14 protein-coding genes are annotated in these 14,034 nt (G+C 69.2%); 7 read left to right on the top strand and 7 right to left on the bottom strand.

All coding sequences use genetic code 11. The annotated features are described in order from the left end of the window. Nucleotide 1: 1 nt before the first annotated feature. Both AC1DY7_RS13655 and AC1DY7_RS13660 read right to left on the bottom strand, forming a co-directional pair. On the bottom strand, nucleotides 2-430 hold the full coding sequence (locus AC1DY7_RS13655; RefSeq protein ID WP_477494216.1) for a hypothetical protein: 429 nt from the start codon (nucleotides 428-430) through the stop codon (nucleotides 2-4). After that, nucleotides 430-1,170: an SDR family NAD(P)-dependent oxidoreductase gene (locus tag AC1DY7_RS13660; RefSeq protein WP_477494217.1), complete on the bottom strand. Its 741-nt coding sequence runs from the start codon at nucleotides 1,168-1,170 to the stop codon at nucleotides 430-432. Before AC1DY7_RS13660 ends, AC1DY7_RS13655 begins: the two co-directional genes overlap by 1 nt. A 63-nt stretch (nucleotides 1,171-1,233) precedes the next feature. Between AC1DY7_RS13660 and AC1DY7_RS13665 the strand changes: the two genes are divergently transcribed. From AC1DY7_RS13665 to AC1DY7_RS13685, 5 genes are all read left to right on the top strand, one after another. Further along, on the top strand, nucleotides 1,234-1,767 hold the full coding sequence (locus tag AC1DY7_RS13665) for a hypothetical protein (protein WP_477494218.1): 534 nt from the start codon (nucleotides 1,234-1,236) through the stop codon (nucleotides 1,765-1,767). 25 nt (nucleotides 1,768-1,792) lie between these two features. After that, nucleotides 1,793-2,503: a potassium channel family protein gene (locus AC1DY7_RS13670; RefSeq protein ID WP_477494219.1), complete on the top strand. Its 711-nt coding sequence runs from the start codon at nucleotides 1,793-1,795 to the stop codon at nucleotides 2,501-2,503. A gap of 14 nt (nucleotides 2,504-2,517) precedes the next feature. After that, nucleotides 2,518-3,588 carry an NAD(P)H-dependent amine dehydrogenase family protein gene (locus AC1DY7_RS13675; protein ID WP_477494220.1) on the top strand — a complete coding sequence of 357 codons (1,071 nt, stop codon included), beginning with the start codon at nucleotides 2,518-2,520 and terminating at the stop codon, nucleotides 3,586-3,588. Between the two features lie 71 nt (nucleotides 3,589-3,659). Continuing rightward, nucleotides 3,660-5,300 carry an Hsp70 family protein gene (locus AC1DY7_RS13680; protein WP_477494221.1) on the top strand — a complete coding sequence of 547 codons (1,641 nt, stop codon included), beginning with the start codon at nucleotides 3,660-3,662 and terminating at the stop codon, nucleotides 5,298-5,300. A 10-nt stretch (nucleotides 5,301-5,310) separates the two neighbouring features. Beyond that, nucleotides 5,311-6,849, top strand: a complete 1,539-nt coding sequence (locus AC1DY7_RS13685) for an acetolactate synthase large subunit (protein WP_477494222.1) — start codon at nucleotides 5,311-5,313, stop codon at nucleotides 6,847-6,849. Here AC1DY7_RS13685 and AC1DY7_RS13690 read toward each other — a convergent pair. Next, on the bottom strand, nucleotides 6,846-7,934 hold the full coding sequence (locus AC1DY7_RS13690) for a class I SAM-dependent methyltransferase (protein ID WP_477494223.1): 1,089 nt from the start codon (nucleotides 7,932-7,934) through the stop codon (nucleotides 6,846-6,848). The two genes, AC1DY7_RS13685 and AC1DY7_RS13690, sit on opposite strands and share 4 nt — an antisense overlap. Nucleotides 7,935-7,999: 65 nt before the next feature. On the opposite strand from AC1DY7_RS13690, the gene AC1DY7_RS13695 reads away from it, so the two are divergent. Beyond that, nucleotides 8,000-8,713: an SHOCT domain-containing protein gene (locus AC1DY7_RS13695; protein WP_477494224.1), complete on the top strand. Its 714-nt coding sequence runs from the start codon at nucleotides 8,000-8,002 to the stop codon at nucleotides 8,711-8,713. Here the strand turns inward: AC1DY7_RS13695 and AC1DY7_RS13700 are convergent. From AC1DY7_RS13700 to AC1DY7_RS13715, 4 genes are all read right to left on the bottom strand, one after another. Further along, nucleotides 8,710-10,065, bottom strand: a complete 1,356-nt coding sequence (locus tag AC1DY7_RS13700; protein WP_477494225.1) for a styrene monooxygenase/indole monooxygenase family protein — start codon at nucleotides 10,063-10,065, stop codon at nucleotides 8,710-8,712. The two genes, AC1DY7_RS13695 and AC1DY7_RS13700, sit on opposite strands and share 4 nt — an antisense overlap. A gap of 64 nt (nucleotides 10,066-10,129) precedes the next feature. After that, a complete protein-coding gene (locus AC1DY7_RS13705) occupies nucleotides 10,130-11,251 on the bottom strand; it encodes a beta-mannosidase (protein ID WP_477494226.1) in 1,122 nt (373 codons plus the stop codon). A gap of 114 nt (nucleotides 11,252-11,365) precedes the next feature. Then, nucleotides 11,366-11,986 (bottom strand): MBL fold metallo-hydrolase, encoded by a 621-nt coding sequence (locus AC1DY7_RS13710; RefSeq protein WP_477494227.1) that lies wholly within the window; start codon nucleotides 11,984-11,986, stop codon nucleotides 11,366-11,368. Then, on the bottom strand, nucleotides 11,983-13,068 hold the full coding sequence (locus tag AC1DY7_RS13715; RefSeq protein ID WP_477494228.1) for an S-(hydroxymethyl)mycothiol dehydrogenase: 1,086 nt from the start codon (nucleotides 13,066-13,068) through the stop codon (nucleotides 11,983-11,985). The genes AC1DY7_RS13710 and AC1DY7_RS13715 overlap by 4 nt, the downstream gene beginning before the upstream one ends. A 115-nt stretch (nucleotides 13,069-13,183) precedes the next feature. Here AC1DY7_RS13715 and AC1DY7_RS13720 point away from each other — a divergent pair, with 115 nt between their 5' ends. Continuing rightward, a complete protein-coding gene (locus AC1DY7_RS13720; protein WP_477494229.1) occupies nucleotides 13,184-14,032 on the top strand; it encodes a chemotaxis protein CheY in 849 nt (282 codons plus the stop codon). The last annotated feature ends 2 nt before the right edge of the window (nucleotides 14,033-14,034 follow it).

Raw genomic sequence — 14,034 nt, forward strand, 5'->3', positions numbered from 1 at the left:
GTCAGGCGTGCACGTCGCGCAGACCGACCGCTCCGCGCAGCCCCGAGCAGTTCACGCAGCCGATGCAGCCGACGCAGTCGGTACACGCCACGCACCCCACGCAGGCCCGGCACTTGCGGCACGCGACGCAGCCGAGGCAGGCGGCGCAGCCGATGATGGCGGCGCACAGGATGGTGAACGCGCTGCCGAACACGGCGAAACTGGCTGCCACACCGGCACTTGCGCCGGTGGCGATCGATCCGGCGACGCCCGCGCTGTTGACGGTGGCGATGGATCCGGCGACGGCGGCGCTGCCGAGGGTGGCGATCGATCCGGCGACGGCAGCACTACCCACGGTGCCGATGGATCCGTCCACCGCGGCGCTGCCCACGGTGCCGAGGGAGTCTTCGACGACGGAGTTACCGTCCGGCCCAAGAGATGTCGGTTTCATCAGTCAGCACCCTTTCCGTTGTCCACGCGGTACACCGCTCCGTGGATGGCTGCCGCGTCGTCACTCGCCAGGAAGGCGATGGTCTTCGCGACATCGATCGGATCCATGAAACCGCGTGGCGCCGCGATCCGCATGATCAGATCCCAGTCGGCGTCGTCGGGGGCGGCGAACTCGGTCACCTGCGGGGTCAGCATCCCGCCCGGACACACCGCGTTGATGCGCACCTTCTCCTTGGTGAACTCCACCGCCAGGGCCCGGGTCAGCCCGACGAGCCCGTGCTTGGCCGCGCAGTAGGCGGCCGAGTAGACCTCGCCTTCCACGCCGGCCACCGAGGCGACGTTGACGATGTTGCCGCCGGTCTCGAGCAGATGCGGCAGCGCGGCCCGGCAGAGGTAGAACGGCCCGTTGAGGTTCACCGCCAGATCCTGGTCCCACTCGTCGTCGGTCAGCGTGATGGTCCGGCGCATCTGATGGAAGCCGGCCACATTCGCCAGCACGTCCAGGCGGCCGAACGCGTCCACGCAGTCGGCGACGGCCTGCCTGCAGGCGTCGGCTGTGCCGATGTCCACCGAGGCGAACCGGCCGCCGGGTATGTCGGCGAACACCTCCGCGAGCCGCTCGGTGTCGCGCGCGATGCCGAACACCGTCGCGCCGCGCTCGGCGAACACCTTCGCCGTCGCCGCCCCCAGGCCCGAGGACGCCCCGGTCACCAACGCCACTTTGCCGTCAAGATTGCCCATGCCCGGCACTCTCTCACGGGACAAACCCGGGACGTGTCAGAAGGGCCCTGCGATACTGCGTCGGTGAGGACGTACATTTCCGGATTGTTCGGTGCCGTTCTGCTGCTCGCGGCGCTGGTCGGCTTTGCCGGCCCGGCGCACGCCGACCAGCAGGTGATGGAGGGTGTCTACGCCCTCCACCAGGACGGGCTGCCCGACGGCGAATGGTCGATCTACCCGTCCTGCGTCCCGGTGGTGGGTGATTTGCGCGCCGAGATCCGTGACCCGGTCGCCTGCCGGCTGCACGTCAGCTCCATCCCGAAAGAGATTGCCAAGGGCGGCGACGCGGTCCTGACGAACGGGGTGTGGGCCTACAACATCGGTTCCGTCGACGGCCTGACGTGTCCGGACGGCAGCCTCAAGCCGCTGATGGAGACCTACCAGTTCGACAGCAACACGTTGACCGGCACCCACATCATCTCGCACAACCAGGTCTGCGGTCTGCCCGCGACGCTGGACAAGAAGCCGTTCACCCTCTCCTATCTGCGCCCGCTGCCGATCCCGATCACCCAGTACCCGCTGATCTGTGAGCCGGGTGGCTTGCGCCGCTGCTTCTGACCAGCGGCGCTACGCTCACCGTTCGATGACTGATCACACTCGGCTGGAGCGATTCGAACAACGCACCGAATGGCTGATGGCCGTTGTGGCCCTGATGTTTCTGGGTTGCTACTCCATTCAGGTGCTGGCCGAGCCGCACGGCGCGGCCGACGAGGCTGTTCGGTACGTCATGATCGGGTTGTATCTGGCGTTCGTCGCGGACTACCTGGCGCGGTTCTATCTCGCCGATCCCCGCGGAAAATGGTTCCTGCGCAATCTGCTCGACCTGGCGATCGTCGTGTTGCCGATGTTCCGCCCACTGCGGCTGATCAGCCTCGCGGTGGTGCTGGAGGTCCTGCAGCGCGCGGTCGGGCACAGCATCCGGGGCCGCGTCGCGGCATACACCGCGGGCGGCGTGGTGATGATCGTCTACGCCGCATCCCTGGCCGTGCTGGATGTCGAGCGGTACGCCCCGCATGCCCAGATCACCTCATTCGGCGACGCATTGTGGTGGGCCATCAGTACGGTGACGACCGTCGGCTACGGCGATCTGGCCCCGGTGACCTTCGGCGGCCGCCTGATCGCGGTGGCGCTGATGATCGCCGGGATCAGTCTGCTCGGCGTCGTCACCGCGACGCTCGCGTCCTGGATCGTGGAGAAGGTGGCCGAGGAGGACACCGCCAACCAGGCGGCGACCGCCGCGCACATCGAAGAACTGCGCGACGAGATCCGCCGCATGCGCGACGGGCCGAACTAGGAGGAGAACGCCCGATGAAGCGAATAGTGGTGTGGGGGACCGGTTTCGTCGGGACCATGGTGATCGGCGAGATCGTCAAGCACCCGCTGTTCGAACTCGTCGGGGTCGGCGTCAGCAACCCGGAGAAGGTGGGTCGCGACGTCGGTGAGATCTGCGGGCTCGAGGCGCCGATCGGGCTGACCGCCACCGACGACGTCGACGCCCTCATCGCGCTGGAACCGGATGCGCTGGTGCACTACGGGCCGACCGCGGCGCAGGCCGACGCCAACATCGACCTGATCACCCGCTTCCTGAGGGCCGGGATCGACGTCTGCTCGACGGCGATGACACCGTGGGTGTGGCCGCACATGCGGCTCAACCCGCCGTCCTGGATCACCCCGATCGACCAGGCGTGCGCGGCCGGGGGAGCGTCGTGCTTCACCACCGGCATCGACCCCGGCTTTGCCAACGACCTGTTCCCGCTGACACTGATGGGTCTGTGCTCGGAGGTGCGCAGCGTGCGGGCCTCCGAACTGCTCGACTACACGAACTACACCGGTGACTACGAGTTCGAGATGGGCATCGGCAAGCCGCCCGAGTACAAGCCACTGCTGGAACACCGCGACATCCTGGTGATGTCGTGGGGTGCCACGGTGCCGATGATCGCGCACGCGGCCGGCATCACGCTCGACGAGATCACCACCACCTGGGAGAAGTGGGTGACACCCGAGGACCGCAAGTCCGCCAAGGGTGTCATCCAGGCCGGGAACGTGGCCGCCGTCCGGTTCACCATCAACGGGCACTTCCGCGGCGAGACCCGCATCCAGCTCGAACACGTCAACCGGATCGGTCTGGACGCGGCGCCGGACTGGCCGACCGGCAACGACAACGACGTCTACCGCGTGGACATCGACGGCACGCCGAGCATCTCGCAGGAGACCGCCTTCCGGTTCACCGACGGCTCCGGTCGCGACGCGGCCGCCGCGGGGTGCCTGGCAACGGGTCTGCGGGCACTGAACGCCGTGCCCGCGGTGAACGCGTTGGCGCCCGGTTGGGTCACAGCACTGGACCTTCCGCTGATCCCGGGGGTCGGCACCATCCGCTGACCAGCGCCGAGTAACGCCGCTCTGGCAAATTCAGATGGACAACCCGATAGGGTTTCCTGAAGGCGGGTGTGATGACGGAGTCGGTAGGGCTGTCGATTGGTGCCACCAATCTGGCGGCGGTGACAGTGGGCCGGGCGGCGGTGACGCGCCCGGCTGTACTGACGCGGGGACGCGGCGCGGTGTTCACCGATTTCGTGGATCGGGTCGGGGACCCGGTCGGGCTGATCGGGGCCGACGGATCCACCCACCGTGCGGAGACGTTGCTCACCGAAGCGCTGCGCGGGCTGCGCGCCGCGGTCCCGCACGCCGCGCACACCGGCATCAGCCATCCGGCGCACTGGCATCCCCGGCAGATCGACGCGCTGCGTGCCGCGCTGGCCGCCGACCCTGAATTGGGTTCGGCGCCACTGTTTTCCGATGCGGTGACGGCGTTGGTCGCGCTGGCCGACACCCCCGGATTACCCGCGCGCGGGGTGGTCGTGCTGTGCGATTTCGGGGGCACGGGCACCAGCATCACGGTGGCCGACGCCGCGAACGGATACCAGCCGATCGCCCCGACGCTCCGCTATGCCGAGTTGTCCGGCGCGTTGATCGACCAGGCATTGCTCACCCAGGTACTGGCCGGCATACCGGGTGCGGCCGACGCCGCGGGCACCGCGGCGATCGGCTCGCTCACCCGGCTCCGGGCGGACAGTCGCACAGCCAAGGAGCAACTGTCGGGCGCCACGGCGGCCGTCGTCCCGGTGGATATACCCGGCCATCGCACCGAGCTGCGGATCACCCGCGACGAACTCGACGACGCGCTGCGGGCGCCGCTGACCGACTTTCTCGTCGTCCTGCAGGAAACGTTGCAGCGCAGTGGAATTCGCCCGGCCGAACTTGCGGCCGTGGCCTCGGTCGGCGGGGGAGCGCGCATCCCCGCCGTCACGACCGCCCTGTCCGAGCGGTTCCGGGTTCCGGTGGTCACGACGCCGCAACCCTGGCTGGCGGCCGCGATCGGCGCCGGGATCCGGGCCGGCCACTCGACCGCGGACGAGGGGGTCACCACCGTCACCCCGCTGGCGCCGCCCGCTCCGGTGGGCGACCCGGCCATGTCGAGCACATTCCGTGCCCTTGCCTGGTCTCAGGACACCGATGAGGTGCCCGGCCCGGAGCCGTTCGTCGTCGACCACCCGATCGAGTCACGGCCGGAGATACATTTCACGGACCGGGACGAACCCGAACCCGAACCGGTCCCGTGGTACCGCCGGCCCGCGCTACTGCTGGGCGCCGGCGCGGCCGTCGTGCTCGCGGTGTGTGCAACCGCGACCGTGGTGGTGATGCGTTCCGACCAGACGCAGACACCCGCCCCGCAGAGCACGACGGCGACCGCCACCGCGAACCCCGCCACCCCGTCGCAGGCCCCACCGGAGCCGATACCCGCCGAGGCGCCCGCACCGGCACCCGAAGCTCCACAGCAGACGCGCACCGTCACCCGGCAGGCGCCAGTCACACAGGCGCCGGCACCCGAACCCACCACGGAAGCTCCGCCCGCGACTCCGACTCCGGCACCGGCACCGGCACCGGCACCGTCGCCGGAGCCCACCACCGAAGCACCGAGCCCACCGCCGCCCCCGCCGTTCATCCCGACGATCCCGACCATCCCGCCGATACCCACGATCCCGGGCCTGCCACCGTTCATTCCACAACCGGGGCAAGCGTTTCCGCACTAGGGTGGAGCCGATGAGCACCGGTGCCGATGTGGTGATCGGCCGATTGCTGGCCGGCGGAGTCGATGTCTGTTTCGCCAATCCGGGCACCTCGGAGATGCATTTCGTGGCCGCACTGGACCACACGCCGTCGATGCGGGCCGTGCTCTGCCTCTTCGAAGGGGTGGCCACCGGCGCCGCCGACGGCTACGCGCGGATCGCGGGCACGGCCGCGGCCACCCTGCTGCACCTGGGACCCGGACTGGCCAACGGCCTGGCCAACCTGCACAACGCGCGGCGAGCGCACAGTCCGGTGCTCAACATCGTCGGCGATCACGCCACCCACCACACCGAGTTCGACGCTCCGCTGGAATCCGATATCGAGGCGCTGGCCCGATGGCCGGAGGGGCTGGTGTTCCGGCCCGCCACCGCGGATGCCTTGGCCGTCACGGTGGACGAGGCCGTCACCGCGGCCGCGGGCCCACCCGGGCGGGTGGCCACCGTGATCCTGCCCGCGGACTACTCGTGGAGCACCGCCGACATCCCGGTCGTCGCGCCACCCGAGGCCCCCGCCGGCGACGACGTCCATTCCGATATCGAACCGGTGGCGGAGGTCCTGCGCACCTACGGCCCGAACACGGTCCTGTTTCTCGGGGGAGCGGCCACCACCGAGTCGGGATTGATTGCCGCGGAACGCATTTCGTCCGCCATGGGAGCCAGGGCGCTGGTCGAGACGTTCCCGGCCAGGCTGGTCCGCGGGACCGGCATCCCGCCCATCGACCGGCTCGCCTACCTGGCCGAGCAGGCCGAGCAGCAGCTGGCCGATGTCACGCACCTGATCCTGGTGGGCGCGCGTTCACCGGTGGCCTTCTTCGCCTACCCCGGAAAGGCGAGTGGGCTGGTGCCGCGTGGCACGCAGATCCACACGCTGGAGCCGGCCGACCTGGACCGGCTCGCCGATGCGCTGGGCGCTCCGCCATCAGCACCTGCCACCCGGACGCCCCCGGCGCTGCCCAGCGGCCCGCTCACCGTGGCCAACTGGGCCGAGGTCGTCGGGGCGCTGTTGCCCGAGCACGCGATCATCGTCGACGAGGCCAACACCAGCGGAGTGCTGCTGCCTGCCGCGACCGCCGGCTCGCCGCGACATGACGTGCTGACCCTGACCGGCGGTGCCATCGGGCAGGGTCTGCCGGTCGCGGTGGGCGCCGCGGTTGCCGCCCCGGACCGGCCGGTCATCGCCCTGCAGGCCGACGGCAGTGCGCTGTACACCATTTCGGCGCTGTGGACCATGGCCCGCGAGCGCCTCGATGTCACCGTGGTGATCCTGAACAACCATGCGTATGCCATCCTGCAACTGGAGCTGGCCCGGGTGGGTTCGTCGGCCACCGGGCCGCAGTCGCGATCACTGCTTGATCTGGGCGATCCGAACATCGACTTCGTCGCCATCGCACAAGGATTCGGGGTTCCGGCGACCCGCGCAGGCACCGCTGAGGAACTCGCCGCACAGTTCCGGGCCGCCGTGGCCGAACCCGGTCCACATCTGATCGACGCGGCCATTCCCGCCTGGGGCTAGGGCGATTTCGGCCGTTTGTGCAGCACGACCACCGCGAGCGGAATGCGGGTCTCCTCGGGCGCGGCAGCCAGTCGGGCCGCTACACCGGCCTCGAGTGCCTCGTAGAACGCCGGCCTGCGCTCCGGTGGCAGCACCCCGATCAGTGTCGGGAACACCGCGGCCCGCACGAACGCCGCCCACTCCGCCCCGAAACGCCTTGCGTCACCGTCGATCTGATACTGATTCCAGAACCGGTCCTCGGCGTCGAAGACCTCGAGGTGCTCGATGGCGAGTTGCTCCAGCCGGCCGGACGGGGCGAACGGTGCGTGGAAATCGCCGGCGCGGCGTCCGGCGATCGGGATGCTCATCCGGCTCACCTCGTCCTCGGTGATCACCTCGCGGTCCACCAGTTCGGTCAGTTCGGCCATCAACGCCTGTAAGACCGGCCGGTAGCCGAACTCACCGTCGTCGGAGACGGCCATGGTGATCACCACCGTGCGCCCACCCGGGCACAGTTCGCGGCCGCGGAACGCGACGAATTCATGCCAGTCGAACGCGGCTTGCTTCTCGTGTGCCGCGCGCACATCCGGGTCGGCGCTGAACGACGCATGGATGTGGTCGGGCACCGCGGCGGGCACGCGACCCAGCCACAGCACCGCCCACGCCGACCAGCCCAGGTTGACGCTGTTGGACGGGATGATCTGCGTGTAGAACGACCGCCCTACCGCCGACGCGTAGGCCGCGCGATCCTTCTTCAGGTAGCTGTCGGGGTCCTCGGCGAGGATGCGGAACAGCGCACTGAAGTCGTTGTCAGGGACGTCGGTGTGTGTCACCAGGATGGAGTGTTCGGAGCGGGTCCGCGCGCGCAGGACGGAGATGGCCGCCGAGATCGGCAACAGCGAGTTGTGCCCGTTGGCCGCACCGTAATCGGCCAGCACGATGGGCCGGGGCGAGGACGGGATGGGTACCAGCTGGGCGGCCTGCTCGAACAGGGCGATGGCCCGTTTCAGCCCGGCGGCCTGCAGCCGGGAGCCTGCGGTATAGAACGAACTGCCCGGTGGGATCGGTCGCACCACCACACTGGATTCTCGGCTCGAACTGGACACAGCGACGACGGTAGTCCTTTGCCGCCGTACGCACCGTCCGGAGGGGGACGTGACACACTTCGCCTATGAGCGCCTCGACCGTGCCCAAAATTCTCACCGCCGTCGCCGTGGTGACCATGATCCTGTCGGGTATCGCCTTCGTGGTGGCACTGGTGCTCAACGCGTTCGTCCTGGACAAGTACAACGCCTACGGCGAAGTGCCGATCCCGGGCAGCAGCACCCTGCACCTGCCGGCCGGCGAGGTCACCATCAGCTTTCACACCCAGATCATCGGCACCACCAACGGCGGCCTGCCGATCCCCAATCTGAAGCTCAGCACCGACCCGCCGGCCGGTGTCGCCGAACCCGTGGTGACCGAGAACATCGGCAGCACCACCACCGTCAACAACGATGCGCGGGTGCGGGTGTGGGTGGCCCGGATCGCAGAGGAAGGCGACTACCGGATCTCCACCGACGGCAACGTCAGCGCGTTTCTCAGCCCGCGGTTGGCGTTCGGTCACGGCAGCCCGGTACCCAACCTGCCCTGGTGGGCGGCCGCCCTGTTCGGGGCGGCCGTGGTGGACCTGATCATCGCCCGGGTGTGGGCCGCCAAGGTGCGGCGTCGGCCGAACCCGGTCGGTGTGGCGCCGACGTTCACCATCGACTCGGGTCCGTCGTTCACCCCGACCGACGACGGCATCCGGATTCAGCAGCTGAAAACGCTTGCCGCGCTGCGTGACTCCGGTGCCCTGACGCAGGACGAGTTCGAGTCCGAGAAGCGCCGGTTGCTGGGAAGCTAGGCGGCGCTCAAGGCCAGCCGTGACCTCTGAAAGGTGCCGGCCGGCGTGAACCGGCCCAATACTTCGTCGGCGGGTTCACCCGCGAAATCGGTGATCAGCGCCTTGGCTGATTCCTCCGACGTGACGGACTCGAAGGGCCGCGGGTTGTCCAGCAGGCCCAGCAGTTTCGACGCGAACGGCGCGCTCGCGCTGGCCGCCGCGAAGAACAGGGCGCCGTAGGCCGCCAACTCCGGGTCGGCCAGGAACAGCCGGGTCACCACCTGGGCGGCGCGGGCCCGACGGTCGTAGAACTCTTCGAATGTGGCTGTCAGCCAGGCGGTGTCGAACGGGCCGTGGTGGGCGCCGGCCTTGTGCACCAATGCGGCCGCCTGGATGAGGCCGCCCTGCGCGCCCTGGCCCGCGATGGGGTCGAACGCGACGGCGGTGTCGCCCAGCGCCGCAACGGGATGACCACTCGCGGTGTGGCCCACGCCGGCGCGGACCACCTGGGTGACAGCGCCGGTCAACCACGAATGCGGGTCTTCCTCGATGACCTGCAACTGCGACACCTCGGGCAGATCCCAGTCGATGTGATCGCGGTGCAGCTCGGTCGCGACCGACAGGGCGGAATCGGCGCCCGTGACGGAGACGAACCGGCGCTCCCAGTCACTGCCGGGCCGGGCCCACCCCAGGAACGCCCACGTCGGCCCGGCGTCCTTGTGCAGGTACGGTCCCCAGAACACCTCACCCTGGTCGGCGACCACGGTCAGCGCATTGTGTTGTCCGCCCGCCGTGCTGCGGTGTGCGAAAACATCGGGGCCGTAAGGAAGCCCGGCCACCGTGAAGGCAAGCAGGCTGCGCTGCGGCTTGGCGTACACCGTGCGGGCCGGGTCGACGGGGAACAGCGCGGACAGTCCGCCGCGGCCGGTGGCCACCAGGGTCAGATCGACCCCGGCGGCGATGGTGTCCAGCCGCTGCGGATCCACCGCCTCGACCACGAACCGGCCGCCACGCTGCTGGAACAGGGTCAGCCGGTCGTCGGCCTTGAGCCGGGTGTCGACGGCGATGCCGCGGAACCCGTCGAACCAGCCGTCGAAGGCAATGGCCTCCGTTCCGCCGTCGACCACCCGCACGCTTTCGCCCGTCGACAGCGGAGCGGTGGCCAGGTAGGTGTTCAGCCCCAGACTCTCCTCGGCGCGCTGCGCCTCACCCAGGATGAGCGCGGTACCGGTGGCCGGGACACCGTCACGCAGCCGCTGCTGGTCCAGTTCGCTGTACACGGTGACGTCAAAGCCCTTGTCCAGCAATCCCAGTGCTGCGGTCACCCCGGTCTGGCCGGCGCCGATGATCGCCGCGGTTCTCGATGTCGTCATGGCATGACTATCGGTGCGTGGTGAGCGTGCCGGTAGGGACTTGCTCAGCGTGATCGCAACGTGGTCAGGCCGGCGCGGTACCGACCAGCCTCATCAATGGATCGGTGGGGCCGATGTCGAGTGTGCATTCCCTGGGACGCGGATCGGGGACGAAAGACCAGAACATGGCACCCGCAGCGCCCTGCTTGCGCATCTCGGTGAACGCCGAGCGCAGCACACGTTCACGCTGATCCGTGGAACCGCACGACCCGGCTTCCATGCCGATCTCGGTGATCAGCAGCGGTTTGTTCAGTTCGCGGGCCTGCAGCGCCCGTCGGGCCAGGCCGTCGTACCGGTTGCCGGGCAGGTAGTCCTTGGATTCGTAGAAGTGATATTCCAGCACGTCCACGCCGGGGGAGGCGCTGACGTATTCGAACGCGTCGCCGGCCGAACCGCACTGCCCGCCGCCGGCGTGCCCGCTGAAGATGGTCGAGCCCGGATCCAGCGCGTGGATGCGGGCGCCGGTGACGTCATAGAACGCGCGCAGCACGGCCGCCGAGTCCGGGTGGCAGTACCGGCGGGTCCAATCGCATTGGCTGTCCGTGCAATCCGAGGGCTCGGGCTCACCGACGGCTGTCCAGCCCGCCAGGGCCGGCGAGCCGCCCCAGCGCTTGACGGCCGCGTCCAGCCACGCCTCGAACGTCATCGGCGAACCGTGCGGGGTGGCGGACCGCCAGCCACCGGCGTACCAGGAGTAGTCCTTGAACGAGCCGCCCTCGCAGCTGCCCTCGTTACTGGAGAGCACCGCGATGAGCAGCTGGCCGTGCCGTTCGGCGGCCCGCACCACCGCATCGAGCGCAGTGAAGTCGAGCTCGCCGGTGCGCTTGTTCACCGCGAAACTCGAATACGCGTCGAACCGGGTGAGCGAATGCGGCTGCAGCCGGCTGAAGTACTCATCGAGATCGACCTGGGCCCCGCACCCGGCGTTGATGGACCAGTTGGTGCCCAGCTGATAGGCGTTGATGCCGATGGGCCACCACGGCTTGCCGTCCAGGGTCAGCGTGCTGCCCGACACCCCGAGCGTCGGAATCGGGGGCGCCTGCACTGCGGTGACGGGTACCGGTGGTGGCGGAGGCGTCGCGCACGCCGCCGCCACCACGGCAACCACAGCCCACAGGGCCAGGGCGTGCAGGAGCCGACGTGCCATCACGCAGACACTAGTGGCCTGCGGGGGTGCCGACCATCAGCATCAGGGGATCGGACCGGAGCTGCGGTGCCGGTGGGCGATGAGGTGTGGCGCCGCCCGCACCATGGCTCGATGTCAGTGCCCCCGAGCCACCCATTCGTCGTAATTGACGAGCTCGCCACCGATGGTGGTGGTGTCGCCGTGACCGGTGTACACGACGGTCTCATCCGGCAACGTGCCCAGCCGCTTGGAGATGGACTCCAAGATGGTGGGGAAGCTGGAGTAAGAGCGCCCGGTGGCGCCGGGGCCGCCCTGGAACAGGGTGTCCCCGGAGACCACGGCGTTCAGCCCCGGTGCCGACCAGCACACCGAGCCGGGTGAGTGCCCCGGGGTGTGCAGGGCGTGCAGTTCGATACCGCCGGCCGTGAGCACCAGCCCGTCTTCGACCTTGTGAAAGTCCTTGTCCGGGTGGATTTCCCGCCACAGCATCTCGTCGGCCGGGTGCAGGAACACCGGCGCGTCGAGGGTGGCGGCGAGTTCGGGGGCGACGGTGATGTGGTCGTTGTGGCCATGGGTGCAGATGACGGCGACCACGTTGCGCCCGGCGACGGCCTCGACGATGGGGGCGGCGGTGTGGGCAGCATCGAAGACGATCACATCGTTGTCGTCGCCGATGAGCCAGATGTTGTTGTCGACGTCCCAGGTGCCACCGTCGAGGCTGAACGTTCCGCTGGTGACGACGCGTTGAACGCTCACAGAATCACGACCGAGCGCAGGACCTCACCGGCGTGCATCTTGTGGAACGCGTCTTCGATCGCGTCCAGGCCGATGCGTTCGGAGACGAACTTCTCCAGGGGCAGCCGGCCCTGGCGGTACAGCGAGATGAGGGTGGGGAAGTCGCGCTCGGGCAGGCAGTCGCCGTACCAGGAGGACTTCAGCGAGCCCCCGCGGGAGAAGAAGTCGACCAGCGGCATCTCCAGCTTCATGTCCGGGGTCGGGACACCGACGAGCACTACGGTGCCGGCCAGATCGCGGGCGTAGAAGGCCTGCTTCCAGGTCTCGGGACGCCCGACGGCGTCGATCACCACGTCGGCGCCGAACCCGTCGGTGAGGTCCTGGATCGTCTCGACCGGGTCGAGTTCTTTGGCGTTGACGGTGTGGGTGGCGCCGAACCCTCTGGCCCACTCCAGTTTCCGGTTGTCGGTGTCCACGGCGATGATCGTCTTGGCCCCGACGAGTGCGGCGCCGGCGATGGCGGCGTCACCGACACCGCCGCAGCCGATGACGGCCACGGTGTCATCACGCCCGATGGCACCGGTGTTGACCGCGGCACCCAGACCGGCCATCACACCGCAGCCCAACAGGCCCGCCACCGCGGGATCGGCTTCGGAGTCGACCTTGGTGCACTGGCCCTGGTGCACCAGGGTCTTGTCGGCGAACGCGCCGATGCCCAGTGCGGGGGTCAGTTCGGTGCCATCGGTCAGCGTCATCTTCTGGGTGGCGTTGAACGTGTCGAAGCACAGGTGCGGGCGGCCGCGCTTGCAGGCTCGGCACTCGCCGCACACCGCGCGCCAGTTCAACACCACGAAGTCGCCGGGCTCGACATGGGTGACGCCCTCGCCGACGGATTCCACGGTGCCGGCGGCCTCATGGCCCAGCAGGAACGGGTATTCGTCGTTGATGCCGCCTTCGCGGTAGGTCAGATCGGTATGACACACGCCGCACGCGATGATGTCGACAACGACCTCACCGGGACCCGGGTCGGGAATGACGATGTCGACCAACTCGACGGGCTGCTTCTTGGACCGGGAAATCACACCGCGCACTGTCTGAGGCATGCGTACAACTTAATGCCTCGACCAAAAAATGGAATGGTGTCCAAACAAATGTCCGGTTGCGGGCGGGGAGCGCGAAGGCGACGGCGCGGCGCGTCCCGGCGCGTTACCGTGGGCCATGGCGTCAACGTCCACGTCGGCCGGTCCCGAAATCGAGCTTCTCGTCATCGCGCGCGCGGCGTTCCGGCGTAGCGACTGGCGCAGCACCTACGAGATGTTCGGGCGGGTGGAGGGCGTGCAGACCCTGGCCGCCGACGACCTGGCCGCCTACGCCGCCGCGGCGTGGCGGCAAGGCCATGGCCGCGAAGCCGTCCGGATCAACGAGCGGGTGCATGCCCTGTTGGTGCGCACCGATCCGGTGCAGGCCGCGGTCAAGGCCGCCGAGCTCGGTCTGGCCTGGCTGGCGCGCGGCCACGCAGCGGTGGCCCGCGACTGGGCCGCCCGCGCCGAGGTGCTTCTCGCGGGCACCCCGGAGGGCGCGGCGCACGGCTACGTCGGCTATCTGAGGGTGGTGCTTGCTTCCGATGATGCGTCGCTGTCCGACCTGCGGGCCCTCGCCGGCCGCGTCGCCGATCCGGCGCTGGCGGCGTTGGCGGATGCCGCCGAGGGCATCGTCGCGCTGACCCAGGATCGCTACGCCGACGGTTACGCCCGTCTGGACGCCGCGCTGCTTCCGGTGCTGGACGAACGTCTGCCGATGGAGTGGGCCGGCGACGTGTACCGGCGGGCTCTGCTGTTGGCCCGGGCTCATGCCGACGCGGCGCGGCTGCACGCGTGGGCGGAGTCGATGCGGAAGTGGAGCGAGGCCACCGAGGCCGCCGCATACTGCGCCATCTGCGACGTGCTGCGAGCGGGCCTGACCGCCGAACCGCCCGCGAGCCGGGCTGTGGATCTGCGCCGGCTGGTCGTGGAAGTCGACGCCGCCGTCGCCGGGCTGCTGGACGATCTGCTGGTGCAGGTGCGTTGAGA

It is taken from the genome of Mycobacterium sp. P2_H7 (assembly GCF_056403275.1).

Coding starts and splice junctions, on each gene's coding strand:
- AC1DY7_RS13720 (WP_477494229.1), top strand. CDS start 13,184: ATGGCGTCAACGTCCACGTCGGCCGGTCCCGAAATCGAGCTTCTCGTC.
- AC1DY7_RS13680 (WP_477494221.1), top strand. CDS start 3,660: ATGACGGAGTCGGTAGGGCTGTCGATTGGTGCCACCAATCTGGCGGCG.
- AC1DY7_RS13675 (WP_477494220.1), top strand. CDS start 2,518: ATGAAGCGAATAGTGGTGTGGGGGACCGGTTTCGTCGGGACCATGGTG.
- AC1DY7_RS13660 (WP_477494217.1), bottom strand. CDS start 1,170: ATGGGCAATCTTGACGGCAAAGTGGCGTTGGTGACCGGGGCGTCCTCG.
- AC1DY7_RS13695 (WP_477494224.1), top strand. CDS start 8,000: ATGAGCGCCTCGACCGTGCCCAAAATTCTCACCGCCGTCGCCGTGGTG.
- AC1DY7_RS13705 (WP_477494226.1), bottom strand. CDS start 11,251: ATGGCACGTCGGCTCCTGCACGCCCTGGCCCTGTGGGCTGTGGTTGCC.
- AC1DY7_RS13655 (WP_477494216.1), bottom strand. CDS start 430: ATGAAACCGACATCTCTTGGGCCGGACGGTAACTCCGTCGTCGAAGAC.
- AC1DY7_RS13670 (WP_477494219.1), top strand. CDS start 1,793: ATGACTGATCACACTCGGCTGGAGCGATTCGAACAACGCACCGAATGG.
- AC1DY7_RS13685 (WP_477494222.1), top strand. CDS start 5,311: ATGAGCACCGGTGCCGATGTGGTGATCGGCCGATTGCTGGCCGGCGGA.
- AC1DY7_RS13715 (WP_477494228.1), bottom strand. CDS start 13,068: ATGCCTCAGACAGTGCGCGGTGTGATTTCCCGGTCCAAGAAGCAGCCC.
- AC1DY7_RS13700 (WP_477494225.1), bottom strand. CDS start 10,065: ATGACGACATCGAGAACCGCGGCGATCATCGGCGCCGGCCAGACCGGG.